Consider the following 23,034-nt stretch of genomic DNA (forward strand, 5'->3'; position numbering starts at 1 on the left):
GCGACCATGAGCGGGCAGACGGCCATCCGCATCGAGCAGCTCGGCAAGCGCTTCGGCGCGGGCCCGCTCGTGCTCGACGACGTGAACCTGAACGTCTCGGCCGGAGAGTTCGTCTGCCTGCTCGGCGCATCCGGTTGCGGCAAGTCGACGCTGCTGAACCTCATCGCCGGCCTCGACCGCCCGACGACGGGCACCATCGACGTGCCCGCCGAGGGCGCGGCCGTGATGTTCCAGGAGTCGGCGCTCATGCCGTGGCTCACCGCCCGCCAGAACGTCGAGCTCGCGCTGCGACTGCGTGGCGTCGCGCGGTCGGCTCGGCGAGGCGAGGCACTGGAGCTCCTCGACACGGTCAACCTCGCGGATGCCGCGGAGAAGCGACCCCACGAACTCTCGGGCGGCATGCGGCAGCGCGTCGCGCTCGCCCGTGCTCTCGCGCAGGACCGGCCCGTGCTCCTCATGGACGAGCCGTTCGCCGCCCTCGACGCCATCACCCGCGACCTCCTCCACGAGGAGCTCGAGCGCGTCTGGCGTCGCACCGGTCGCACCATCGTCTTCGTCACACACAATGTCCGCGAAGCTGCTCGGCTCGGGCAACGGGTCGTCCTCCTGTCGTCCCGGCCCGGCCGAGTCGCGGGCGAGTGGCGCATCGCCGAGACATCCGGCCGCCGCATCGAGTCTCCCGAAGTCGCGGCGCTCTCGATCGAGATCACGGAACAGCTCCGGAAGGAGATCCGCCGAAATGCCGCATGACGAGAACCCCACCGCCGGTCGAGTAGCGACGCAGGAGCGTATCGAGACCCTGGAAGCCGATGTCGAGAGCCCCTCACCGGGCCTCGATACGCGTCCTCCTTCGTCGGGCGCTACTCGACCAGCCGCTGACGACCTCAGAAGTCTCGAGGCGGGCCTCGACCGGCTGCAGACCGATCCCGAGCACGCACCGCGCGCTTGGCAGCGATTCACCACGAGCGTCCTGCCGCCGATCCTCTTCGTCGTAGCGCTCATCGCGGCCTGGCAGCTCTACGTCGTGATCGCGCAGCCGCGCCCCGACATCGTTCCCGGCCCGCTCGACGTGCTCGCCGCGATGTCTCAGGCATGGGAGTCGGGCCGCCTGCAGACCGCGGTGCTCACGAGCCTCGAGCGCGGCGTCGTCGGCTTCCTCATCGCGGTCGTGATCGGCACGCCACTCGGCCTGCTGCTGGCCGAGGTGAAGCCGCTGCGCCGGGCGGTCGGACCCATCATCTCGGGTCTGCAGGTGCTGCCGTCGGTGGCCTGGGTGCCCGCCGCGATCCTCTGGTTCGGACTGACGGACGCCACGGTCTACTTCGTGGTGCTCATGGGGGCCACGCCGTCGATCGTGAACGGCCTCATCGCGGGCGTCGAGCAGGTGCCGCCGCAGCTGCGCCGCGTGGGAACCGTGCTCGGCGCCGGACGCACGCGGCTCGCCACCCTCGTCGTGCTTCCCGCGGCGCTTCCCGGCTACGTCGCCGGCCTCAAGCAGGGCTGGGCGTTCTCATGGCGCTCGCTCATGGCCGCCGAGATCATCGCCATGGGCGGCACGATCGGCTTCGGCCTCGGCTCGATGCTGCAGCAGAGCCGAGAGCTCGCCGACATCGGCGGTGTGCTGGCGGCGGTGCTCGTGATCCTCTTCATCGGCATCCTCATCGAACTCGTCTTCTTCGCCCCGCTCGAGCGCCGGATGCTGCGTCGCCGCGGACTCCTGGGAGGCACCCGATGACCGCCGCCGGTCGTGTCGCGCTCGTCGGCGCCGGCCCGGGCGATGCTGGACTCCTCACGATCCGCGGCCTCCGCGCGCTCGAGGCCGCCGACGTCATCGTCGCCGATCGCCTCGGGGCCCGCGGAGTGCTCGACGGGCTCGCCGCCGAGGGCATCGAGCTCCGTGCCGAGGTCGTCGACGTCGGCAAGCTCCCCGGCCACCACGCGGTGCCGCAGGACGCGATCAACGCGCTGCTCGTCACCTTGGCCCGCGACGGCAAGCGCGTCGTGCGGCTGAAGGGCGGCGACCCGTTCATCTTCGGCCGCGGCGGCGAGGAGCTCGCCTTCTGCCGCGACCACGGCATCGACGTCGAAGTCGTTCCGGGCATCACGAGCGCCATCTCGGTGCCCGCGATCGCCGGCATCCCGCTCACGCACCGCGGGCTCGCGACGACCTTCACCGTCGTCACCGGGCACGAGCAGATCAAGTCGCTCGGCGGGGGCCGCGACCACACGGTCGTGCTGCTCATGGGCATCGGCACGCTCGCGAACTCGGCGATCACCCTCGCCCGCGGCGAACGCGGCGGCGACTGCCCCGTCGCGATCATCGAAGACGGCTACGGGCCGGCCCAGCGCGTCACCGTCGGCACGCTCGACACCATCGCCCTGCAGGCGGCGCGCCGCGGCATCCGCTCGCCCGCGGTCGTCGTCGTCGGCGACGTCGTGACCCTGAGCCCGTACGCAACGTCCCTGTTGATTGAGCCTGTCGAAATCAGCGCTCCCGATCTGGTTTCGACGAGCTCAACCAGCAGAAACCGAAAGGCCACCCTCTGATGACCCTCTCCCTCCGCGTCGCGATCGTCGGCGCCGGCCCCGCCGGCATCTACGCCGGCAACATCCTGAGCCGCCAGGTCGCCGAGGTCGGCGGCGAGGTCGCGATCGACCTGTTCGAGTCGCTCCCCGCGCCCTACGGGCTCATCCGCTACGGCGTCGCGCCCGATCACCCGCGCATCAAGGGCATCGTGAACTCGCTGCACGAGATGCTCGACGCCGGCACGATCCGGCTCATCGGCAACGTCGAGGTCGGCCGCGACATCACGGTCGACGAGCTGCGCGAACGCTACGACGCCGTGGTCTTCGCGACCGGAGCCCTGCGCGACGCCCCGCTCGACATCCCCGGCATCGAGCTGCCCGGCTCCTTCGGCGCCGCCGACGTCGTCGCCTGGTACGACGGCCACCCCGACGTGCCGCGCGAGTGGCCGCTCGAGGCCGAGTCGATCGCCGTCATCGGCAACGGCAACGTCGCCCTCGACGTCGCCCGCGTGCTCGCGAAGCACCCGAGGGACCTGCTGACGACGGACGTGCCCGCCAACGTCGTCGAAGGCCTCGAAGCCTCGCCGGTGACCGACGTGCACGTCTTCGGCCGTCGCGGCCCCGGCCACGTGAAGTTCACGCCGATCGAGCTGCGCGAGCTCGGCGAGGTGCCCGACGTCGACGTGATCGTCTACGACGACGACTTCGAGCGAGCGGCGAACGACCCGCACGCCGAGGCGCTGTTCGCATCGAACAACCAGGTCAAGGTCATGACCCGCACGCTCAACGGGTGGCGGAAGCCCGCCGATCACGAGTACACGGCGTCGCGCCGACTGCACCTGCACTTCCTGCACGCACCGGTCGAGGTGCTCGGCGACGGGCGCGTCGAGGGCGTGCGCTTCGAGCGCACGCGCCCCGTCGGCGACGGTTCGGTCGAGGGCACCGGCGAGTTCGTCGACGTGCCCGTGCAGGCGGTCTACCGCGCCGTCGGCTACGCGAGTTCGCCGGTCGCCGGCGTGCCGTTCGACGAGCGCGCAGCGGTGATCCCGAACGAGGGCGGCCGGGTCACGGATGCCGCGGGCGCAGCGATCCCGGGCGTCTACGCCACCGGGTGGATCAAGCGCGGCCCCGTCGGCCTCATCGGCCACACGAAGGGCGACGCGCTCGAGACCGTCACGAACCTGCTGGCGGATGCCGCGGCGGGCTCGCTGCCCGAGCCGATCGTCGACTCGGCGGAGGGCGACGAGGTGTTCGAGCTGCTCGAGGCGCGGGGCATCCGCTTCACCACCTGGGCCGGATGGCTGGAGCTCGACGCGCACGAGCGCGGGCTCGGCGAGGCGTGGGAGCCGGCCGTGGCCGCGCACGCCGGCATCGTGCGCGAGCGCGTGAAGGTCGTGGCCCGCGACGAGCAGGTGGAGATCTCGCGCGACGGCGCCCTGGCGCTCTCGTGACCTACGTCATCGCGCTGCCCTGCGTCGACGTCAAGGACCGGGCGTGCATCGACGAGTGCCCGGTCGATTGCATCTACGAGGGTGAGCGCTCGCTCTACATCCACCCCGACGAGTGCGTCGACTGCGGTGCGTGCGAGCCGGTCTGCCCCGTCGAGGCCATCTACTACGAAGACGACCTGCCCGACGTCTGGGCCGATTACTACAAGGCCAATGTCGAGTTCTTCGATGAGATCGGCTCGCCCGGCGGTGCCGCGAAGACGGGGGTGCTCGACTTCGACCACCCGCTCATCGCGGCGCTGCCGCCCCAGGCGGCGCACGCCTGACGCGTGCGCCGGCGACCTCGAGTCGCGTGCGCCGACGACGAAGGGCGGATGCCGCAGCATCCGCCCTTCGCAGCACCGGTGATCAGGCGTCCATGTCGACGTCCTTCGTCTCCTTCGAGACGAGCAGGGCGATGAGCGTGAGCACGGCCATGACCGAGAGGTAGATGCCGACCCAGAACGGGCTGCCGCCACCGGCGCCCCAGAGCGCCACCGCGATGAACGGGGCGACGGCCGCGCCGAGGATCGACGACACGTTGTACGAGATGCCCGAGCCCGTGTAGCGCACGTTCGTCGGGAACAGCTCGGGCAGGAGCGCTCCCATGGGGCCGAAGGTCATGCCCATGAGCGAGAAGCCCACGACGAGCCAGAGCATGACGCCCCAGAACCCGGCGCCGAGGAGCGGCACCCACAGCAGGCCGAATACGATGATCGCGAGCGTCACCCAGATGAGCGTCTTGCGGCGGCCCCACCTGTCGGCCCACGGGCCGGAGAGCAGGGTGAAGATGCCGAAGAAGACGACACCGCCGATGAGCATCAGCACGAAGGTGTTGTACGAGTAGCCGAGCCCGGGCAGCACGCCCTCCGCGCCTTCGACGGGCGCGCGGCCGTAGCTGAGCGAGAACGTGGTCATCAGGTAGAAGAGCACGTAGGTCGCGAGCATGAAGAAGGTGCCGAGGATGAGCTGCTTCCAGTGGTGCTTGAAGACCTCGCCGAGCGGGAGCTTCTTGAGCTTGCCCTCCTTCGACGCCTTCGAGAAGGTGGCCGACTCGACGAGGCGCAGGCGCACCCAGAGGCCGACGATCACCATGACGACCGAGAACAGGAACGGGATGCGCCAGCCCCAGTCGAGGAAGGCCTGCGACGGCATCGTCGGATCATCGGACGGCAGTGCCGCCGCGATGATGAGGAACAGGCCGTTGGCGATGATGAAGCCGATGGGCGCGCCGAGCTGCGGGAACGTGCCGTACCAGGCGCGCTTGCCCTTCGGCGCGTTCTCGGTCGCGACGAGCGCGGCACCCGACCACTCGCCGCCGAGCGCGAAGCCCTGCGCGATGCGGAGGATGACGAGCAGGAGCGGCGCGAGCCAGCCCACCATCGCGTAGGTCGGCAGCAGGCCGATGAGGAACGTCGCGATGCCCATCGTGAGCAGCGCCCCCACAAGAGTGGCCTTGCGCCCGTGCTTGTCGCCGAGGTGGCCGAAGATGACCGCGCCGAGCGGGCGTGCCACCATCGCGGCGCCGAAGACGGCGAACGACGCGAGCAGCGCGGTCGTCGCGTCGCCGGTCGGGAAGAAGAGGTGCGGGAACACGAGCACGGCGGCGGTCGCGTAGACGTAGAAGTCGTAGAACTCGATCGTCGTGCCGATGAGGCTCGCGAGGATGACGCGGCTGCGAGGATTCGCGGGGGTTGCGGGGGCGGCCGTGGCCGCGGTTGATGTGGACATCGTCAGCGAGGACTCCAATGGGTGAGCGTTGCGCCGGCTTCCGGGCACGTCGGTCGGGCGTCGAGCGGAGTCGGTGAGGTGGAATCGTCGCTTGTGGCAACCGCACTAGCCTACGCCTCGATCGTTGACGATCCCCCAGATCGAGGGCCCGGCGTGCGACGAGCGGTGGCATCCGCGCGGTGAGCGGCGCCCGCCACGCCGGGGGAGATGGATCGAACGACGGATGCCCGTTGCATCCGCCCGTCGTTAGGCTGACCCCATGGATACCTTCATCAGCATTCTGCACGTCGCCGGCGCCGTCTTCATCGTCGGCCCGATGGCGATCCTCCCGATGACCGCGATGCGGGCGGTGCGCGCCGGCAACGGGTCGCAGGTCGCGGTGCTCGCGAAGTCCACGACGATCTTCACCTGGCTGTCGCTGCTCGTCTTCGTGTTCGGGTTCGGCGCCATGAGCATGGCGCCCGAGGAGTTCGAACTCTCGATCACGACCCCGTGGATCCTCTGGTCGATCATCCTCTACGTCATCGCGTTCGTCGTGACGATGTTCGTCGTCGTGCCGTCGATGAAGAAGGCCGCCGAAGCGCTCAACTCCGGTGCAGGCGACGGCGCCGACGCGCCGAAGGCGAGCTACCCCGCGATCGCGGCAGGCAGCGGCATCTCGTCGCTGCTCCTCCTCGCCGTCGTCGTGCTGATGGTCTGGAAGCCGTAGCACTCAGCGCGGTGAGTTCGCCGGTCGAGTAGCGAGCGCCAGCGAGCGTATCGAGACCCGTTGACGTGGTCTCGATACGCTCCTTCGTCGCTACTCGACCGACGTGAGCTCGCGCAGGGCGCGAACCGTCGCGACGGCGGCCTCGGCCGCCTCGCGACCCTTGTCCTCCTTCGAGCCGGGCAGGCCGGCACGGTCGAGCCCCTGCTGCTCGTCGTCGAGGGTGAGCAGGCCGAATCCGACGGGCTTTCCGGTGTCGAGTGCGACCCGGGTGAGCCCGTCGGTCGCCGCCGCCGACACGTACTCGAAGTGCGGCGTGCCGCCGCGGATGATCACGCCGAGCGCGACGACCGCGTCGGCCCCCGCGTCGAGGGCCGCCTTCGCGACGACCGGCAGCTCGAAGCTGCCCGGCACGCGAACGAGCGAGAAGTCGGCGCCGGATGCCTCGAGCGTACGTGTCGCCCCGGCGATCAGGCCGTTCGTGATCTCGTCGTGCCAGCTGCCGGCGACGATCGTGACCGTCAGGCCGCGGCCGTCGACGTCGAGTGCGGGGGATCCTGCTCCGCTCATGATGGGTGTCCTTCCAGGAGTGATTCGGCTGCGCCGTCGGTGAGTTGCCGGTCGTCGATCGCGTGCCCCATGCGGTGCCGCTTGGTGTCGAGGTATCCCGTGTTGCCGGTGCCCACGCCGACGACGAGCGGCAGGCGCTCGCTCACGGTGATGCCGTGGGCCTCGAGCTGGCGCACCTTCTCGGGGTTGTTGGTGAGCAGCCGGACCCGGTCGATGCCGAGGTCGGTGAGGATCGCGGTCGCTGCACTGTAGTCGCGCGCGTCGATCGGCAGCCCGAGCGCGAGGTTCGCATCGAGGGTGTCGAGGCCGTCCTCCTGCAGCCGGTAGGCCCGGAGCTTGTTGATGAGGCCGATGCCGCGTCCCTCGTGACCGCGCAGGTAGACGACGACGCCGCCGTCCTCCTGGATCGTCTCGAGTGCGGCGTCGAGCTGCGGCCCGCACTCGCACTTGAGCGAGCCGAAGGCCTCGCCCGTGAGGCACTCGGAGTGCACCCGGACGATCGCACCGTCGGCGGCCGAAGCCGGGTCGCCCGCGATGATCGCGACGTGGTCGGCGCCGGTCGCCCGGTCGCGGTAGGCGCGCACGCGGAACTCGCCGTGCTCGGTCGGCAGGGCCGTCTCGACCTCGAAGTCGACGGAGGACGTCTCGGGCACCGCTGCAGCCGGGGGCGTCGCGGCGAGGTCGTGGCCCGCGTGGTGCTGCTCGAGCCAGTCGATGAGGGCTGCGACGGTCGTGACGGGCAGGCCCTCGCGCTCGCCCAGCTCGATGAGCCCGGGCAGTCGCATCATCTCGCCGTCGTCGGCCACGATCTCGCCGATGACGCCCACCGGCGCGAGGCCCGCGAGTCGCATGAGGTCGACCGCCGCCTCGGTGTGCCCTGCGCGTTCGCGCACGCCGCCGTCGACCGCGCGCAGCGGGATGACGTGGCCCGGGCGGATGAGCCGGTCGGGGGTCGACGTGCGATCGGCGAGCACGCGCAGGGTGTGGGCGCGGTCGGAGGCCGAGATGCCGGTCGACGTGCGATCGGCGGCGTCGACGGTGATCGTGTAGGCCGTGCCGCGCACGTCTTCGCTGCGTTCGGTCATGAGCGGCAGTGCGAGGCGGTCGGCAAGCTCGTTGGGCATCGGCGCGCAGAGGTAGCCGCTCGTGTTGCGCACCATCCAGGCGATCCACTCCTGCGTCGCGAACTCGGCGGCCATGATGGCGTCGCCCTCGTTCTCGCGAGCCTCGTCGTCGGCCACGATCACGGGCTTTCCGGCGCGGAGGGCTTCGAGCACCTCGGGCATCGTGGCGAGGCTCATGCGGCTCCTCCGGTCGTCGGTTGCGGTTCGGTGAACTGGGGCGCCGCCGGTTGGGGCGCCGACGGCTGCTGCGAGAGCGGCGCCGCCTGGAACCCGATGACCGAGTTCGGGCGCGCTTCGGGCTCGGCGTTCCAGCCGGGGGCGAATCGGAGCATCCGTGCGACCTGTCGCGCGACGATGTCGGTCTCGATGTTCACCCGGTCGCCGGCCCGGCGCTCGCCGAGCGTCGTCGCCGTGAGCGTCTCGGGGATGAGGGAGACCTCGAACCACGAGCCGCCAGGCTCGTCGCCGACGGCGCTGACCGTGAGGGAGACGCCGTCGACGGCGATCGAGCCCTTGTCGACCACGAGCGGTGCGTGCGCCGGGTCGAGCGAGAATCGCACGACCCGCCACGCCTCGCCCGGGCGGACCTCGAGCACCTCTGCGGTGCCGTCGATGTGGCCCTGCACGATGTGCCCGCCGAGGCGGTCGCCGACCCGTGCGGCTCGTTCGAGGTTCACGGCGAGCCCCTCGCGAGCGGCGTCGAGCGTCGACATCGCGAGCGTCTGGGCCATGACGTCGGCCGTGAAGCGCTCGGCGTCGAATTCGACGACGGTCAGGCACACGCCCGACACGGCGATCGAGTCGCCGTGCGCGACGCCCTCGACGGCGAGCGGGCCGCGCACCGTGAGCCGCGCGGCGTCGGCGGTGCGCTCGATGCGCTCGATCGTGCCGAGCTCCTCGATGATTCCGGTGAACATGTCAGTTCCCTTCCGTGGGCTTGGGTCTGGCGACGAGCAGCACGTCGTCGCCGAGCCGTTCGATGACGGCGAAGTCGAAGCGGAACGCCGCGTCGATCGTCGGAACGCCGAGCTCGCCGAGGGCGAGGCGCGGGCCGCCGAGCAGCGCGGGCGCGAGGTAGACGAGCAGCTCGTCGACGAGTCCGGCAGCGATGAACGCGCTCGCGAGCGTCGGGCCGCCTTCGATGAACAGCGAGCGGATGCCGCGGCGCGCGAGCTCGGCGAGGTCGGCGTGCAGATCGGCGCCCTCGAAGAACAGGGGTGCGTGCGGGTGGCGGGTGATCGCGGCATCCGACGGCACGGCGCGCCGACCGAAGACCACGGGCACGGGCTGGGCGTCGAAGAACTCGCCGCCCGGCGTGCGCGCGGTGAGCGACGGGTCGTCGGCGAAGACGGTGCCGGTGCCGACGGCGATCGCATCGGCGGCCGAGCGGCGTCGATGCACGTCGTCGCGGGCTTCGGCCCCGGTGATCCACTGGCTCGTGCCGTCGGCCGCTGCGGCCCTGCCATCGAGGGTCGACGCCCACTTCACGGTGACGTGCGGCCGGCGGTTGCGGGCGGCGAAGAGCCAGTCGTCGAGCATCGCCTCGACCTCGTCGGCGAGCACGCCGGGCGTGACCTCGACGCCGGCGTCGCGCAGCCGGTCGGCACCGCCCGACGAGTGGTCGCCAGGGTCTGCGACGGCGTACACGACGCGGCCGATGCCGGCATCGATGAGCGCGACGGCGCACGGGCCGGTGCGCCCGGTGTGGTTGCACGGCTCGAGGGTCACGACCGCGGTCGCGCCGCGAGCGGCGCCGGGTTCGAGCTTCGCGAGCGCGTCGACCTCGGCGTGGGCGGTGCCGGCGCCGCGGTGCCAGCCCTCGGCGAGGACTTCGCCTGCGGGGGAGAGGATGACGCAGCCGACGCGCGGGTTCACGCCCCGCGCCGGGCCGCGAACGGCGAGCTCGAGCGCGCGGCGCATCGCCGCGGCATCCGCTGCCTGCTGCTCGTCCGCACTCATCCGCGATCCTGTCTCAGGGCTCCGGGGTGCTGGGCGGCGCCGACGCTCGTCGACGACCTTCGTCGGCGGCGCGAAAGCGCTGCCGACACGTGCCCCTCCCATCCGGACTTTCACCGTCGGTACCGGAATTCCACCGGTTCGACCACGGGTGCGGGGCCTCTCGGCCTCGCGCTCGCAGTTCGCGGACTGTCACCGCCGGTTCGGACTTACACCGACCCCGGAGCACGTTTCTGTGTTCGATTCTAGGTCAACGCCTGCGGCGCGCCGCTATTCCCGGTCTTCGGACGACTCGCGGTCGCTCGGAGACTCGACGAGTGCTCGCGCCGTGCCCTCGTCGACGATGAGGTCGGTGATGAGTCCGGCGGCGAGGGCGCCGCGCAGGCTCGCGAGCTTCGCGCGGCCCGAGACGACGCAGATGCGGCGGGGTGCGCGTCGCAGCACCGAGAAGTCGGGGCCGGTGGCGCGCTCGTTCAGCGAGATGCCGTCGGTCGAGCCGTCGGCACGGTAGAACACCGTGGCGACGTCGCCGACGGCGCCCTCGCGGGAGAGGCCCTCGTAGTCGGCCCGCTCGAGGTAGCCGCCCTGGTAGACGTGGCTCGGAACCTCGGCGAAGGGGGAGCCGACGCCGAAGAGCGCGACGTCCATGCGCTCCTGCAGGTCGAGGAGGCGGCGGGTGCTGCGCTCGCGCCAGAAGGCGCGTCGGGTCTCGGGGTCGTCGAAGAAGGCGGGCACGGGGAACTGCTGCACCCGGGCGCCGAACGCGTCGCCGAAGCGGCGCAGCAGCTCGCTCGCGTAGACGATGCCGGTCGTGCGGCCGTTGCCGGCGCCGTTCAGCTGCACGACCTCGGTGTTGTGGGTGGCCTTGGGCACGAGGTGCCGGCTCATCGCGCTCATCGTCGAACCCCACGCGATGCCGATCGTCTGGTTCGAATCGACGAATCGACCGAGAATTCGTGCAGCCGAGAGGGCGACGCGGTCGAGTCGGTCGACGTCGCTCGCGTGATCGGGCACCGGAATCACGTGCGCGCCGACCGCGAAGCGCTCGAGGATCTCCTGCTCGATGCGGCTCGGCAGGTCGAGCGGGGAGTGGATCGAGATCTCGACGAGGCCACTGGCCCTGGCGTGGCTCAACAGGCGCGAGACCGAGGATCGCGAGGTGTGCAGCTCGTGCGCGATGGCATCCATCGTGAGGTCCTGCATGTAGTAGAGGTGGGCCGCGCGCAGTGCGTCGCGCGTCTTGCCGGGCACCGCCTCGGTGCCGTCCTCGACGGGAAGAGTCGACTGGTCATTCATCCTGGCCATCCTTGCACGTTTGTTCACTCGGCTTGCAAGTTCGTTCCGCCGTGTTCACGATGTATTCATCCACACCAGGCATGCTCATGCAAGCCGCCGTTCCACACCCGAGAGGACAGCGATGTCTCCGCAGCAGACGATCCCCACCACGCCCCGCCCCGGTTCCGGTGGCGAGCGAGCGGATGTCGCGGCCATCCGAACCCGGCCGCAGGCCTCCGTGCTCGTCATCGGCGCCGGCATCAACGGCATCGCGACGTTCCGCGACCTCGCCCTGCAGGGTGTCGACGTCATGCTCGTCGAGCGGGGCGACTTCGTCTCCGGGGCATCCGCCGCCTCGTCGCACATGATCCACGGCGGCATCCGCTACCTCGAGAACGGCGAGTTCCGGCTCGTGAAGGAGTCGGTGACCGAGCGCAACGCACTCATCCGCATCGCCCCCCACTACGTGAAGCCGCTCGAGACGACGGTGCCGATCTTCTCGACCTTCTCGGGCATCCTCTCGGCGCCCATGCGCTTCCTCACCCACAAGTCGGGCAAGCCCACCGAGCGCGGCGCGGCGCTCATCAAGACCGGCCTCACGATCTACGACGCGTTCTCGCGCGACGGCGGTTCGGTGCCGCGGCACCGCTTCCACGGCCGCAAGCGCTCGCTCGCCGAGCTGCCCGCACTGAACCCCGGCATCAAGTACACGGCCACCTACTACGACGCGAGCATGCACGACCCCGAGCGGCTCGCGCTCGACGTGCTCTTCGACGGACTCGCCGCCGGTGAGCACGCCCGCGCCGCGAACTACCTCGAGGCCGTCGGCATGGGCGCAGAGGGTGTGCGCCTGCGCGACACCCTCACGGGCGCGGAGTTCGACGTCGCCGCCGACGTCGTCGTGAACACCTCCGGACCGTGGACCGACCTCACGAACGAAGGGCTCGGTCGCCCCACCGCATTCATGGGCGGCACCAAAGGCTCGCACATCGTGCTCGACAACGACGACCTCCTCGCCGCGACCGGCGGCCGCGAGATCTTCTTCGAGCACGAAGACGGCCGCATCGTGCTGATCTACCCGCTGAAGGGCAAGGTCATGGTCGGCACGACCGACCTCGAGCACGACATGCGCGAGCCCGCCGTCTGCACCGAGGCCGAGGTCGACTACTTCTTCGAACTCATCGCGCACGTTTTCCCAACGGTCCCCGTCGACCGCTCGCAGATCGTCTACCGCTTCTCTGGCGTGCGCCCGCTGCCCCGGCACGACGACGAGGCACCGGGCTTCGTCTCCCGCGACTACCGCATCGAGCGAGCGGATGTCCCGGAGCGCCCGGGCACGACGCTCCTGAGCCTCGTCGGCGGCAAGTGGACCACGTTCCGCGCCCTCGCCGAGCACCTCTCCGACGAGGTGCTGGCACTCCTCGGCCGCGAACGCACCCGGTCGACGGCAGGCCTCGCGATCGGCGGCGGCGCCGGCTACCCGGCCACCGACGACGCGCGACGCGTCTGGACCGTCACCCACGGCGACGAGATCGGGCGTCTCCGCGCCGAGGAGCTGCTCGAGCGCTACGGCACCCGCGCCGAGGCCTTCATCGCCTCGACCGAGGGCGAACGCGACGAACCGCTCGCCCACCACACGGGCTACAGCCGGCGCGAGATCGCCTGGCTCGCCCGCACCGAGCGGGTCGTGCACCTCTCCGACGTGGTGCTCCGCCGCACCAGCATCGCCTTCACGGGTGCGCTCACCGCCCCGCTCCTCGACGAACTCGCCGAGGTCGTCGGCGCCGAGCTGGGCTGGGACTTCGAGCGTCGCGCCGTCGAGATGGCGACCACGAGGGAGCTGCTCGCCGAGCGTCACGGCGTCGAGCTGGAGGCATCCGCCACCCTCGTCTGACCTGCTGCGGGTTGAGCCCGTCGAAACCCAGTTCGTCGCTGTCGATTCGGAGGTTTCGACAGGCTCAACCCGCACAGGACGCCGCGCGCAATCTGCACGGATGTGCACCGGAATCCGCATGATTCGGGCTGAAACGCCCGATACCTTCGACGGAGCCTCCCGGTCGACGGTCGTCCAGGCGGCCGGCACCACACCTCAAGAAAGAAGGTCAATGTGGACAATCTCGGAATCGTGTTCCTGTCCGAACTCGTCGGCACGGCGATGCTCGTGCTCCTCGGCTGCGGCGTCGTCGCGAACGTCATCCTGGCGAAGACCAAGGGCTTCGGCGGCGGCACCCTCATGATCAACTTCGGCTGGGGCCTCGCGGTCTTCGCCGGTGTCATCGTGTCGTACGCCTCGGGCGCGCAGCTGAACCCCGCCGTCACCGTGGGCCTCGTCGCCAACGGTGCGACCGAGTTCGGCAACGCGGCATTCGGCACCCTCGTGCCGGTCGGCATCGTCTCGGTGCTCACCTACATCGCCGCGCAGCTGATCGGTGCCTTCCTCGGTGCGATCGTCTGCTGGCTCGCCTACAAGCAGCACTTCGACGCCGAGCCCGACGCCGGCGCCAAGCTCGGCGTCTTCTCGACGGGCCCCGCGATCCGCTCCTACGGCTGGAACCTCGTCACCGAGTTCATCGGCACCTTCGTGCTGGTCTTCGTGGTCATCGGCTTCGGCGGCGGTCGCCAGGGCGACGGTGGCATGGCAGCACTCGGTGCGCTGCCCGTGGCGCTCCTCGTGATCGGCATCGGCGCCTCGCTCGGCGGCCCGACCGGCTACGCGATCAACCCCGCCCGTGACCTCGGCCCGCGCATCGCACACGCCCTCCTCCCCATCAAGGGCAAGGGCGGCAGCGACTGGTCCTACTCGTGGGTGCCCGTCGTGGGCCCGCTCCTCGGCGGCGTCGCAGCAGGCCTGGCGGCGATCCCGCTGCTTCCGCTGCTCGGCTGACCCGCTCACCTCATCCATTCGTTTCACTGACAGCAACGGAGTTCTCAGATGGCCGACTACATCCTCGCGATCGACCAGGGCACGACCTCGTCGCGCGCGATCATCTTCGACAAGGCCGGATCGATCGTCTCGACCGGGCAGCTCGAGCACGAGCAGATCTTCCCCAAGGCGGGCTGGGTCGAGCACGACCCCACCGAGATCTGGCACAACACGGGCGAGGTGATCGGACAGGCCCTCGGCAAGGCGAAGCTCACCCGGCACGACATCGCCGCCGTGGGCATCACCAACCAGCGCGAGACCGCCGTCGTGTGGGACAAGACCACCGGCATGCCGGTCTACAACGCGATCGTCTGGCAGGACACGCGCACCCAGCCGATCGTGGATCGGCTCGCGGCCGACGGCGGCGTGGAGCGGTTCAAGCAGCAGGTCGGCCTGCCGCTGGCGACGTACTTCTCGGGCACGAAGATCGTCTGGATCCTCGAGAACGTGCCCGGCGCACGTGAGAAGGCCGAGGCGGGCGACCTGCTGTTCGGCACGACCGACACCTGGGTGCTGTGGAACCTCACGGGCGGCGTCGACGGCGGTGTGCACGCGACCGACGTCACGAACGCCTCGCGCACGATGTTCATGGACCTCGAGACCCTCGCCTGGGACGACGACATCCTCGCCGCGTTCGGCGTGCCGAAGTCGATGCTGCCCGAGATCAAGTCGTCCTCCGAGGTATACGGCATCGCGAACGAGCACTCGCTGCTGCGGGAGACCCCCATCTCGGGCATCCTCGGCGACCAGCAGGCCGCGACCTTCGGCCAGGCCGCGTTCGAGACCGGCGAGGCGAAGAACACCTACGGCACGGGCAACTTCCTGATCTTCAACACGGGTGAGGAGATCGTCCACTCGAAGAACGGACTGCTCACCACCGTCGGCTTCAAGCTCGGCGACCAGCCGGTGCACTACGCCCTCGAGGGTTCGATCGCGGTCACGGGTTCGCTCATCCAGTGGCTCCGCGACAACGTCGGCCTCATCTCCTCGGCGGCCGAGGTCGAAGAGCTCGCGAAGTCGGTGGAGGACAACGGCGGCGCGTACTTCGTGCCCGCCTTCTCCGGCCTGTTCGCGCCGTACTGGCGCCCCGACGCGCGCGGCGCGCTCGTCGGCCTCACCCGCTACGTGAACAAGGGCCACATCGCCCGTGCCGCGCTCGAGGCCATCGCGTTCCAGACGCGCGACGTCATCGAGGCCGTGAACGCCGACGCCGGCGTGGACCTCACCGAGCTCCGCGTCGACGGCGGGGCGACTGCCAACGACACGCTGCTGCAGTTCCAGGCCGACATCCTCGGCGTGCCCGTCGTGCGCCCGGTCGTCGCAGAGACGACGGCGCTCGGCGCCGCGTACGCCGCAGGTCTCGCGGTCGGCTTCTGGTCGAGCCTCGACGAACTTCGTGCCAACTGGCAGGAGGACAAGCGCTGGACCCCGTCGATGGACGAGGCCGAGCGCGCGCGCCTCGACCGCAACTGGAAGAAGGCCGTCTCCAAGACCCTCGACTGGGTCGACGAAGACGTCGTCTGATCGTCGGCCGTGCGTCTGCACGCTGGGGGCGAGCAGACACACGGCGACGTGATGACGGGGTGATCGGCCGGGCCGAAGGTACGGTTGAAGGGCAGGGCCGGGCGCATGGGGGTGCGCCCGGCCTTCTGCCGTCTCGTCCGCCGGTACCGCTGCCGAGCGAGTCCGCTCGGAATCCCGTCAGTCGGCGAGGCGCGGTGCGAGCAGCGCCGGCAGTTCGGCGAGCGAGGAGATCTCGAGCACAGCGGATGCTGCGGCGCCCGTCGTCTGCACATCGCCGCTGCGGTTCAGCCACACGCCGATGAGACCGGCGTCTACCGCACCGACCGCGTCGGTCTCGAAGCGGTCGCCGATGTAGGCGGCTGCGCGCACCGGGGCATCGACGGCGAAGCGCTCGAGGGCGATGCGGAAGATCTCGGAATCGGGCTTCGTCACACCGACGTCGCCCGACGCGATGACGTGCTCGAAGCGATCGCGGATGCCGAGTCGCTCGAGCTTGGCGAGCTGGAAGTCGAGTTCGCCGTTGGTGATGATGCCGAACCGCGCATCCGGCAGCACCCGCGCGAGTGCGTCGAGCGCAGGCAGTGCGTCGTCGTGCAGCGACCACGACGCCCGGTAGCGCTCGAAGTAGCGGTCGAACCAGGCGCCGGCCGCGAGCTCGTCGAGCTCGTCGCCGTGCGCGATGGCGAAGTCGCGGGCGCGTGCCCTGCGCTGGCCCTCGAAGGTCAGCAGGCCCGCGAGATACGAGTGGTAGTGCCGCTCTTCGAGGTCGTGCCAGAGACTCGACGCCGCAGTCTGATCGCCCTCGTATGCCAACTCGCGCATGTGCAGGGCGATGCCGGCACGCACTGCCGCGCGGTGCGCCATGAGGGTGTCGTCGAGGTCGAACAGGACGACGGGAGCGGGCGAACCGGCGCGAGCGGAAGTGCTCATGCGGTACCCCCGAGGATCGGCTCCCAGCTCGCGTACGCAGTGGATTCGACCTCCGCCCGGCGTTCGGCATGCCACGCCGGGAGGGTGCGCCCGTCGCGGCCCGGAACGGTGGCGATGCGCGGAGTGGTGCGCCGGAAGCCCGCGGCACGCGCGACATGGGCGGACGCCCGATTGCCTTCGTTCGCACGCCAGAGCACGGACTCGGCATCGGGGATGCCGCCGCCGAGCGTCCAGTCGCACACCGCGCTCACGGCTTCGGCCATGAGCGCCTCGCCTCGATGCTCCGCACCGAGCCAGAACCCGATCTCGTTGCCCCGACGGAGTCCGACGACGCCGAGCAGCGGTGCGCCGCCGGCGCGCCGGATCGCCCAGGTCAGCTCGTCACCGGAGCGCCACGCGACCGGCACATACTCCGTGAGGAATGCGCGCGCGTGGTCGACGGTGTAGGGCCAGGGCGTCGTGAGGTACTTGAGGAACAACGGGTCGGCGCAGTAGTGCGCCACGAGTTCGGTATCGGCTTCGACGGGCAGGTCGAGCACGAGCCGTTCGGTGCGGAGCACGACGGGCTGCATGGTCAGCGCGCGCGCCGGAGGAAGCCGATGCGGTCGTAGACCGTCGCGAGGGTGGCCTCGGCGACCGAGCTCGCCCGGTCGGCGTTGATGGCGAGCAGGCGGTCGAGCTCGGCGGGGTCGTCGAGCAGTTCGAGCGTTCGTGCACGGATCGGCTCGAAGACGCTCACGACGACCTCGGCGAGCGCCTTCTTGAAGTCTCCGTAGCCGCGGCCCGCGAATTCCTGCTCGATGTCGGCGATGGTGCGGCCCGACAGCACGGAGAAGATGGTGAGCAGGTTCGAGACTCCGGGCTTGTGCTCTCGGTCGAAGCGCACCTCGCCGTCGGTGTCGGTCACCGCGCGCATGATCTTCTTCGCGGTGACCGAGGGCTCGTCGAGGAGCCACAGGATGCCCGCCGCGGTGTCGCCCGACTTCGACATCTTCGACGTCGGGTTCTGCAGGTCGTAGATGCGGGCGGTTTCCCGCTGGATGGCGGGCTCGGGCAGCACGAAGGTGTCGGCTCCGAATCGCGCGTTGAACCTCGTGGCGAGATCGCGCGTGAGTTCGACGTGCTGCTTCTGGTCGTCGCCGACCGGCACGATCTCGGTCTGGTAGAGCAGGATGTCGGCGGCCATGAGCACGGGGTAGGCGAAGAGGCCGACGCTCGTGGCGTCTGCGCCCTGCTTCTGCGACTTGTCCTTGAACTGCGTCATGCGCCCGGCCTCGCCGAAGCCGGTGATGGTGTTGAGCACCCACGCGAGTTCGGCGTGCGCCGGCACGTGCGACTGCACGTAGAGCGTCGAACTCGAGGGGTCGATGCCCGCCGCGATGTACTGCGCTGCCGTGCGGCGGGTCTTCTCGCGGAGCTCGGCGGGGTCTTGCGCCACGGTGATGGCGTGCATGTCGACGACCGAGAAGAACGCGTCGTGCGTCGACTGCAGCTCCTTCCACTGCAGGAGCGCGCCGATGTAGTTGCCGGCGTGGAGCGAGTCTGCGGAGGGCTGCATGCCCGAGTAGAGGCGGGGCTTCTGCGTCATGGGGGATTCCTTCGAAGTGTGCGGCCGCAGAGCGGCGGGTCAGATGGCGTAGTCGACGACCACGGGAGCGTGGTCGGACCATCGCGTGTCCCAGGAGTCGGCGCGATCGATGACGTAGGCGACCGCAGCGTCGGCCAGAGCGGGAGTCGCGAGCTGGTAGTCGATGCGCCATCCGGTGTCGGTGTCGAACGCCTTGCCGCGCTGCGACCACCACGTGTAGGGACCGTCGACCTCGCCGGCGAAGCGGCGGCCGAGGTCGATCCAGCCGAGCCCGGCGCCCGCGTTGTAGTCGTCGTCGCCCTCTGCGCCGACGAAACGGTCGAAGTACGCGCGCTCTTCGGGCAGGAAGCCGGCGCGCTTCACGTTGCCCTTCCAGTTCTTGATGTCGAGCGTGCGGTGGCCGACGTTCAGGTCGCCCACGATCACGGCGAGCTCGGAGTGGGCCGCGAGCCGCGGCATCCGCTCGACCATCGCGTCGAGGAACTTGTACTTCTCGACCTGCTTCGGGGTGTCGACCACGCCGGAGTGCACGTACGCCGAGACGACGGTGACGATGCGGTCGCCGACCTCGTAGTCGGCCTCGAGCCAGCGGCCGGCGCTGTCGAAGTCGGCCGCGCCGAGCTCGACGCGGTGGATGCTCGCGCGGTTGCGGCTCGCGATCGCGACCCCCGCGCGCCCCTTGGCGGTGGCGGGGTCGTGCAGGATGTCCCACTCGTCGCCGAGGAGGCCCTGCAGGTCTTCGGTGGAGGCGCGCACCTCTTGCATGGCGAGGATGTCGACGTCGCGCGCCGCGAGCCACTCACCCATGCCCTTGCGGAATGCCGCGCGCACTCCGTTGACGTTGACGCTGGCCAGACGGAGGGGCTTCGCAGAGGGCATGGATCGATCCTACGGGAGCCCTCGGACGTCGCTACGCCGCCCTGCATCGACCTCAGACGTGGCCTCGCCGCGCGGTCGGCGGCGCCGCGGCCTCGAGGTCGGTGAGTTCCAGTTCGGCCTTGGCGAGGCGCCGCTTGGCCGGGATCCGCCCGAACCAGTTCGCGGTGTCGAGCTCGTGCCTCGCCTCGCGCACACGAACCTGCGCGGCCGTCACGAGCGCGCGCTGCTCCCGGTCGCGCGCTTCGGCGGCGAGCTGCTCGGGGGTCACCATGCGGAGCGTCTCATGGGCGTCGGATGCCTCGACGGCGATCCAGCTCGCGGCGACGAGGATGACGATGCTCGTGAGCCGGAACCACAGCAGCAGACCGATGAACACGGTGAAGGTCGCGAGCAGCGGGTTCGTGCTGGAACGCGAGAGCAGGGCGCCGCCGATCACCTGCAGCACCGAGATCGCGGCGGAGCCGAGCAGGGAGCCGACCCACATGCGGTGCCACGGCATCGCGGCTCCCGACAGGAACCGGAACATCACGGCGAGGGCGAGGGTGTCGATGACGAAGACGACGAGCAACGACCCGCCCTGCACGAGGAACCCGTACCAGCCCGAGTCGTCCGAGAGCCCGAGCAGTTGCACCAACCAGCCCAGGAAGGATGTGGTCGCGACGGAGAGCACGGTCGCGAGCAGGAGGATCGCGCCGAAGCCGAACCCGGCGAGGAAGTCGCGCGCCTTGAGGAAGACGTAGGCGCGGCGGTCCTTCGGCAGGCCGAAGATGCTGCGCACCGCCATGCGCGAGTAGGTGATCCATCCGATCGCCGTCCAGATGAATCCCGCCAGCGCCACGGCGCCGGTCCAGCCGAAGAGGCTCGTGCTGGACGCCGCGATCTGCTCGAGCTCCTCGGTCGGGATGACGCCTTCGTCGCCGATGAGGCCCGGCGCGTAGGTGTTGAGGAGGGCGACGAAGGCGTTGAGGGTCGCGTCGTTGCTCGTGAGCCAGATGCCGAAGACCGCGAAGGCCACGTAGACCGCGGCGAAGATCGCGAAGAGCGCCTGGTAGCTCATGCCGGAGGAGAGGATGAAGCCGTTGCGGTCGAGGAAGTGCCGCCAGACGCGCACCGGGAAGAGGGCGAGTGTCTGCTGCGTGAGGGTGCTGACCTTGCTGATCGGTTGCTCGAAGCGGTTCCGGATCGGCTGGCTCAACGCGTCGAAGCGCTCCCTCGCCGAGGGGGAGTGATCGTCGAGGCCGAGCGGGTCCCGACCGGCGCGTTCGTCGAACGTCTCCTCCTGATGTGGGGTACCCGACCCGCGCTCGCTCACGCTCCAACCCTAGCGACGGCGGGCGATCCGGAGTGCCGCTTCGGGCCTGCGATCGCCGGTGACGCGCGGGGTCGGCTGTCCCCCGCCTTCGGGGGACATTTCATGAGGAATCCTTGAATTTGCTGAGTGGTGCGCGGAGACTGGAGCAGCTGACCCATACCCGAGACAGCGCTTCATCAGTGAAGTCTGGAGTCCGCCATGTACTCGAACCGTGCTCCCGCGCGCGAGACCACTCGCGCCAGCCGTCGATCGATGCGTGCCACAGAGCCGCCGCCCGGATGGCCGGGGGGTGCTCGGCTCATCCTCTCGTCGATCGTCATCGGGGGGCTGGTGTTGCTCGGTGTGCCCTCGATGGCGGTGGCCGACGACGCGGTCCCGCCCGCGGATGCGGCCGTCGCCGAGGCGTCCGCCCCCGAAGCCGAGCCGGCGCCCGCAGCTGAGCCGGTCGAGGCTCCCGCTGCCGAACCCGAGCCGGTCGTGGAGCCCGAGCCCGCGCCGGCCGCCGAACCCGAGCCCGCCCCGCCGGCCGAACCTGCGGCGCCCGAGAGCGCTGCCGCGCCGGAGGCATCGAGCGAGACCGTCGCAGAGGTGCCCGCCGAGGCGCCGGCGGAAGCCCGCGTCATGGCGGCCGGTGACGGTGGGCCTCCGGTGACGACGATTCCCGAGTGGAACGATCACGTCGACATCTGCCACGCGACCGCAAGCGAGACGAACCCGTATGTCGCGATCAGCCCGAGCGTCCGCTCGATCATCGATCCGAACGGCGATCCCGACGATCCGACCGACCCGTCGCACGCGCACTCCGAGCACCAGGACTTCGGCGACATCATCCCGGAGTTCGACTACTTCGATGCAGAGGGAGTGGAGCATCACTTCCCGGGGCTGAACCTCGAACTGCTGCCGATCTTCGAGAACGACTGCGAGATCCCGCAGCCGTCGATGCAGCTCTCGGTGGTGCCGTGCCCGCCGGAGGGCGCTGCGACACGAATTCTCCACGTCACGGCCTCCGACGTCGTGATCAGCTTCGACTACGAGTTGACGGTCTACGTGGCCGGCACTGACGAGGTCGTCGCCGAGCTCAGCTTCGAGGCTGCCACCGGTACGTTCGACGGCGACTTCGAACCCCTGCCGCCGGGTACGTACGACGTGGTGCTCCATCGCGTCGGCGCCGACCCGTCGACGGACCGCACCGCCACCGTCGAGCTGGGCACCTGCCCGACCCCGCCGGAGCCCGGTTGGGAGCTCATGAAGAGCTCCGATCCGGCCGACGGTGAGACGGTCGAGGCCGGCGACACGATCACGTACTACCTCGACGCGGAGAACACCTCCGAGGTGACGGTCGAAGGCGCGCAGGCGTTCGACGACATCACCGACGTGCTCGACAACGCGACCCTCCTCGAGCTCGGTCCGGGTCTCGTCCAGGACGGCAACACGCTCACCTGGTCCGTGCCGACGCTCGAACCCGGCGAGTCCGCCCAGACCTGGTACACCGTGCAGGTCGGTGAGGACGTCGTCGGCGAGCTGCTGCACAACGTGGTCGAGCCGTCCGAGGGCGGCGAGTGCCCGACGTCCGAGGACGACAACGGCTCGTGCGTCGTCGACCATCCCGTGAAGTCGATCGGCCTGGACGGCATGGCGCAGTGCGTGAACGACACCCCGTGGTTCATGTACGCGATCACCCCGTACGGCATCGAGGACACCGGTGACAACCCGATCTCGCTGATCTGGTGGACCCCGGCGGCATTCGCCGACCGTGACCCGTCGATCGCGGCCGACGACGTCGCCGCCCTCCTGGCGGACGGCGCCTCCCAGGTCGACGCGATCCCGTACCCGGCAGGGTGGGTGAGCGGTGACACCATCTCGGGTCAGCAGCTCTGGCCCGGCGCCGAGGTCGACGCCGAGGGCAACCCGACCGCATGGCCCGGATGGACCCAGCAGGCCGACGGCACCTGGGTGCTCGACCCGAGCGCGCCGTTCTACGACCTCCGCAGCGAGGCCGTGGTCGAGATCCGCATCAACCCGTCGAACGACGCGATCGCGGTCTACCCGCCGCCGACGCCGAACTGCAACGCGGCACCGCCGCAGAACCCGCCCGGCAGCACTCCGGCGGGCGAGAACCCGACCGCGCTCGCCGAGTCGGGCAGTGACGCCCTCGCCATGCTGCCAGCAGGTGCGCTGCTCCTGCTGGCCGGTGGCGCGGCGCTCGGATTCGGCGCTCGGCGTCGACTCCTGGCCTGAGGTCGTCGTCGGCCTCGCCGAGATCGAACACAGCGGATGCCGCGGCTCGCGAGAGCCGCGGCATCCGCTGTGTTCGGGGTACACGGCCGGAGCAGCGGCCGTGGGCGGGCGGGTCTTCGGATGCCGCCGCATGGGGCTGTTCGCCGCTGAATACGTGGCATCGACGGGGTGATCGCCCTCGAAGAGGTTGACTGGCGTACCCCACGTTTTGGGGGACACGTATAGCTGAGAAATCCTTGAATTCTGCTGAAGCGTGCGAGCAGAC

21 protein-coding genes and 1 riboswitch are annotated in these 23,034 nt (G+C 70.1%); of the genes, 10 read left to right on the forward strand and 11 right to left on the reverse strand.

Features of this window, described 5'->3' with window-relative positions; translation table 11 throughout:
* Window positions 1-6: 6 nt before the first annotated feature.
* Genes JOE59_RS03315 through fdxA form a run of 5 tightly spaced genes read left to right on the forward strand, consistent with a single transcriptional unit; the run spans window position 7 to window position 4,300 of the window.
* Window positions 7-750: an ABC transporter ATP-binding protein gene (locus tag JOE59_RS03315; protein WP_179550689.1), complete on the forward strand. Its 744-nt coding sequence runs from the start codon at window positions 7-9 to the stop codon at window positions 748-750.
* Window positions 740-1,735 (forward strand): ABC transporter permease, encoded by a 996-nt coding sequence (locus tag JOE59_RS03320; RefSeq protein WP_179550688.1) that lies wholly within the window; start codon window positions 740-742, stop codon window positions 1,733-1,735. The genes JOE59_RS03315 and JOE59_RS03320 overlap by 11 nt, the downstream gene beginning before the upstream one ends.
* Window positions 1,732-2,547 (forward strand): uroporphyrinogen-III C-methyltransferase, encoded by an 816-nt coding sequence (cobA, locus tag JOE59_RS03325; protein WP_179550687.1) that lies wholly within the window; start codon window positions 1,732-1,734, stop codon window positions 2,545-2,547. Before JOE59_RS03320 ends, cobA begins: the two co-directional genes overlap by 4 nt.
* Complete coding sequence (locus JOE59_RS03330; protein ID WP_204458924.1) at window positions 2,547-3,977, forward strand: FAD-dependent oxidoreductase; 1,431 nt, start codon at window positions 2,547-2,549, stop codon at window positions 3,975-3,977. Before cobA ends, JOE59_RS03330 begins: the two co-directional genes overlap by 1 nt.
* Complete coding sequence (gene fdxA / locus JOE59_RS03335; protein ID WP_204458925.1) at window positions 3,974-4,300, forward strand: ferredoxin; 327 nt, start codon at window positions 3,974-3,976, stop codon at window positions 4,298-4,300. The genes JOE59_RS03330 and fdxA overlap by 4 nt, the downstream gene beginning before the upstream one ends.
* A gap of 82 nt (window positions 4,301-4,382) precedes the next feature.
* Here fdxA and JOE59_RS03340 read toward each other — a convergent pair whose 3' ends face one another.
* Window positions 4,383-5,744 (reverse strand): MFS transporter, encoded by a 1,362-nt coding sequence (locus tag JOE59_RS03340; RefSeq protein WP_204458926.1) that lies wholly within the window; start codon window positions 5,742-5,744, stop codon window positions 4,383-4,385.
* 259 nt (window positions 5,745-6,003) lie between these two features.
* Between JOE59_RS03340 and JOE59_RS03345 the strand changes: the two genes are divergently transcribed.
* A complete protein-coding gene (locus tag JOE59_RS03345; RefSeq protein WP_204458927.1) occupies window positions 6,004-6,453 on the forward strand; it encodes a DUF2269 family protein in 450 nt (149 codons plus the stop codon).
* Between the two features lie 90 nt (window positions 6,454-6,543).
* Here the strand turns inward: JOE59_RS03345 and ribH are convergent, their stop codons facing one another.
* From ribH to JOE59_RS03370, 5 genes are all read right to left on the reverse strand, one after another.
* Entirely contained in the window at window positions 6,544-7,020 is a 477-nt protein-coding gene (gene ribH / locus JOE59_RS03350; protein ID WP_204458928.1) for a 6,7-dimethyl-8-ribityllumazine synthase, read from the reverse strand.
* A complete protein-coding gene (ribA, locus tag JOE59_RS03355) occupies window positions 7,017-8,321 on the reverse strand; it encodes a GTP cyclohydrolase II (protein WP_204458929.1) in 1,305 nt (434 codons plus the stop codon). Before ribA ends, ribH begins: the two co-directional genes overlap by 4 nt.
* Window positions 8,318-9,061, reverse strand: coding sequence for a riboflavin synthase (locus JOE59_RS03360; RefSeq protein ID WP_204458930.1), 744 nt, complete (start codon window positions 9,059-9,061; stop codon window positions 8,318-8,320). Before JOE59_RS03360 ends, ribA begins: the two co-directional genes overlap by 4 nt.
* 1 nt (window position 9,062) lies before the next feature.
* Window positions 9,063-10,103 carry a bifunctional diaminohydroxyphosphoribosylaminopyrimidine deaminase/5-amino-6-(5-phosphoribosylamino)uracil reductase RibD gene (ribD, locus tag JOE59_RS03365; RefSeq protein WP_239560078.1) on the reverse strand — a complete coding sequence of 347 codons (1,041 nt, stop codon included), beginning with the start codon at window positions 10,101-10,103 and terminating at the stop codon, window positions 9,063-9,065.
* A gap of 86 nt (window positions 10,104-10,189) precedes the next feature.
* Window positions 10,190-10,332: riboswitch (FMN riboswitch) on the reverse strand.
* A gap of 38 nt (window positions 10,333-10,370) precedes the next feature.
* On the reverse strand, window positions 10,371-11,396 hold the full coding sequence (locus tag JOE59_RS03370; RefSeq protein ID WP_204458931.1) for a sugar-binding transcriptional regulator: 1,026 nt from the start codon (window positions 11,394-11,396) through the stop codon (window positions 10,371-10,373).
* 121 nt (window positions 11,397-11,517) lie between these two features.
* On the opposite strand from JOE59_RS03370, the gene JOE59_RS03375 reads away from it, so the two are divergent.
* The 3 genes from JOE59_RS03375 (at window position 11,518) to glpK (ending at window position 15,822) form a co-directional block, all read left to right on the forward strand.
* Window positions 11,518-13,269, forward strand: coding sequence for a glycerol-3-phosphate dehydrogenase/oxidase (locus JOE59_RS03375; protein ID WP_204458932.1), 1,752 nt, complete (start codon window positions 11,518-11,520; stop codon window positions 13,267-13,269).
* 261 nt (window positions 13,270-13,530) lie between these two features.
* Window positions 13,531-14,259 (forward strand): MIP/aquaporin family protein, encoded by a 729-nt coding sequence (locus JOE59_RS03380; protein WP_218890208.1) that lies wholly within the window; start codon window positions 13,531-13,533, stop codon window positions 14,257-14,259.
* A 48-nt stretch (window positions 14,260-14,307) separates the two neighbouring features.
* Entirely contained in the window at window positions 14,308-15,822 is a 1,515-nt protein-coding gene (gene glpK, locus JOE59_RS03385; protein WP_204458933.1) for a glycerol kinase GlpK, read from the forward strand.
* Between the two features lie 177 nt (window positions 15,823-15,999).
* On the opposite strand, the gene JOE59_RS03390 is transcribed toward glpK, so the two are convergent.
* Genes JOE59_RS03390 through JOE59_RS03410 form a run of 5 tightly spaced genes read right to left on the reverse strand, consistent with a single transcriptional unit; the run spans window position 16,000 to window position 20,531 of the window.
* On the reverse strand, window positions 16,000-16,752 hold the full coding sequence (locus JOE59_RS03390; RefSeq protein WP_204458934.1) for an HAD family hydrolase: 753 nt from the start codon (window positions 16,750-16,752) through the stop codon (window positions 16,000-16,002).
* Window positions 16,749-17,312 carry a GNAT family N-acetyltransferase gene (locus JOE59_RS03395; protein ID WP_204458935.1) on the reverse strand — a complete coding sequence of 188 codons (564 nt, stop codon included), beginning with the start codon at window positions 17,310-17,312 and terminating at the stop codon, window positions 16,749-16,751. Before JOE59_RS03395 ends, JOE59_RS03390 begins: the two co-directional genes overlap by 4 nt.
* Window positions 17,313-17,326: 14 nt before the next feature.
* On the reverse strand, window positions 17,327-18,340 hold the full coding sequence (trpS, locus tag JOE59_RS03400; protein ID WP_204458936.1) for a tryptophan--tRNA ligase: 1,014 nt from the start codon (window positions 18,338-18,340) through the stop codon (window positions 17,327-17,329).
* A 39-nt stretch (window positions 18,341-18,379) separates the two neighbouring features.
* Complete coding sequence (locus JOE59_RS03405; RefSeq protein ID WP_204458937.1) at window positions 18,380-19,219, reverse strand: exodeoxyribonuclease III; 840 nt, start codon at window positions 19,217-19,219, stop codon at window positions 18,380-18,382.
* A gap of 52 nt (window positions 19,220-19,271) precedes the next feature.
* Window positions 19,272-20,531, reverse strand: a complete 1,260-nt coding sequence (locus tag JOE59_RS03410; RefSeq protein WP_204458938.1) for a YihY/virulence factor BrkB family protein — start codon at window positions 20,529-20,531, stop codon at window positions 19,272-19,274.
* Window positions 20,532-20,783: 252 nt separating this feature from the next.
* Between JOE59_RS03410 and JOE59_RS03415 the strand changes: the two genes are divergently transcribed.
* On the forward strand, window positions 20,784-22,769 hold the full coding sequence (locus tag JOE59_RS03415) for a DUF7927 domain-containing protein (protein WP_204458939.1): 1,986 nt from the start codon (window positions 20,784-20,786) through the stop codon (window positions 22,767-22,769).
* Window positions 22,770-23,034: the final 265 nt, after the last annotated feature.

Origin of the sequence: Agromyces cerinus (assembly GCF_016907835.1) — a bacterium.
Classification (GTDB): Bacteria; Actinomycetota; Actinomycetes; order Actinomycetales; family Microbacteriaceae; genus Agromyces; species Agromyces nitratus.

Excerpts from the sequence above, each read along its gene's own strand:
- JOE59_RS03320 (WP_179550688.1), top strand. The coding sequence starts at position 740 with ATGCCGCATGACGAGAACCCCACCGCCGGTCGAGTAGCGACGCAGGAG.
- JOE59_RS03345 (WP_204458927.1), top strand. The coding sequence starts at position 6,004 with ATGGATACCTTCATCAGCATTCTGCACGTCGCCGGCGCCGTCTTCATC.
- JOE59_RS03315 (WP_179550689.1), top strand. The coding sequence starts at position 7 with ATGAGCGGGCAGACGGCCATCCGCATCGAGCAGCTCGGCAAGCGCTTC.
- JOE59_RS03415 (WP_204458939.1), top strand. The coding sequence starts at position 20,784 with ATGCGTGCCACAGAGCCGCCGCCCGGATGGCCGGGGGGTGCTCGGCTC.
- ribA (WP_204458929.1), bottom strand. The coding sequence starts at position 8,321 with ATGAGCCTCGCCACGATGCCCGAGGTGCTCGAAGCCCTCCGCGCCGGA.
- JOE59_RS03340 (WP_204458926.1), bottom strand. The coding sequence starts at position 5,744 with ATGTCCACATCAACCGCGGCCACGGCCGCCCCCGCAACCCCCGCGAAT.
- ribD (WP_239560078.1), bottom strand. The coding sequence starts at position 10,103 with ATGAGTGCGGACGAGCAGCAGGCAGCGGATGCCGCGGCGATGCGCCGC.
- JOE59_RS03390 (WP_204458934.1), bottom strand. The coding sequence starts at position 16,752 with ATGAGCACTTCCGCTCGCGCCGGTTCGCCCGCTCCCGTCGTCCTGTTC.
- ribH (WP_204458928.1), bottom strand. The coding sequence starts at position 7,020 with ATGAGCGGAGCAGGATCCCCCGCACTCGACGTCGACGGCCGCGGCCTG.
- glpK (WP_204458933.1), top strand. The coding sequence starts at position 14,308 with ATGGCCGACTACATCCTCGCGATCGACCAGGGCACGACCTCGTCGCGC.
- cobA (WP_179550687.1), top strand. The coding sequence starts at position 1,732 with ATGACCGCCGCCGGTCGTGTCGCGCTCGTCGGCGCCGGCCCGGGCGAT.
- trpS (WP_204458936.1), bottom strand. The coding sequence starts at position 18,340 with ATGACGCAGAAGCCCCGCCTCTACTCGGGCATGCAGCCCTCCGCAGAC.
- JOE59_RS03380 (WP_218890208.1), top strand. The coding sequence starts at position 13,531 with ATGCTCGTGCTCCTCGGCTGCGGCGTCGTCGCGAACGTCATCCTGGCG.
- JOE59_RS03360 (WP_204458930.1), bottom strand. The coding sequence starts at position 9,061 with ATGTTCACCGGAATCATCGAGGAGCTCGGCACGATCGAGCGCATCGAG.
- JOE59_RS03370 (WP_204458931.1), bottom strand. The coding sequence starts at position 11,396 with ATGAATGACCAGTCGACTCTTCCCGTCGAGGACGGCACCGAGGCGGTG.
- JOE59_RS03330 (WP_204458924.1), top strand. The coding sequence starts at position 2,547 with ATGACCCTCTCCCTCCGCGTCGCGATCGTCGGCGCCGGCCCCGCCGGC.
- JOE59_RS03405 (WP_204458937.1), bottom strand. The coding sequence starts at position 19,219 with ATGCCCTCTGCGAAGCCCCTCCGTCTGGCCAGCGTCAACGTCAACGGA.
- JOE59_RS03375 (WP_204458932.1), top strand. The coding sequence starts at position 11,518 with ATGTCTCCGCAGCAGACGATCCCCACCACGCCCCGCCCCGGTTCCGGT.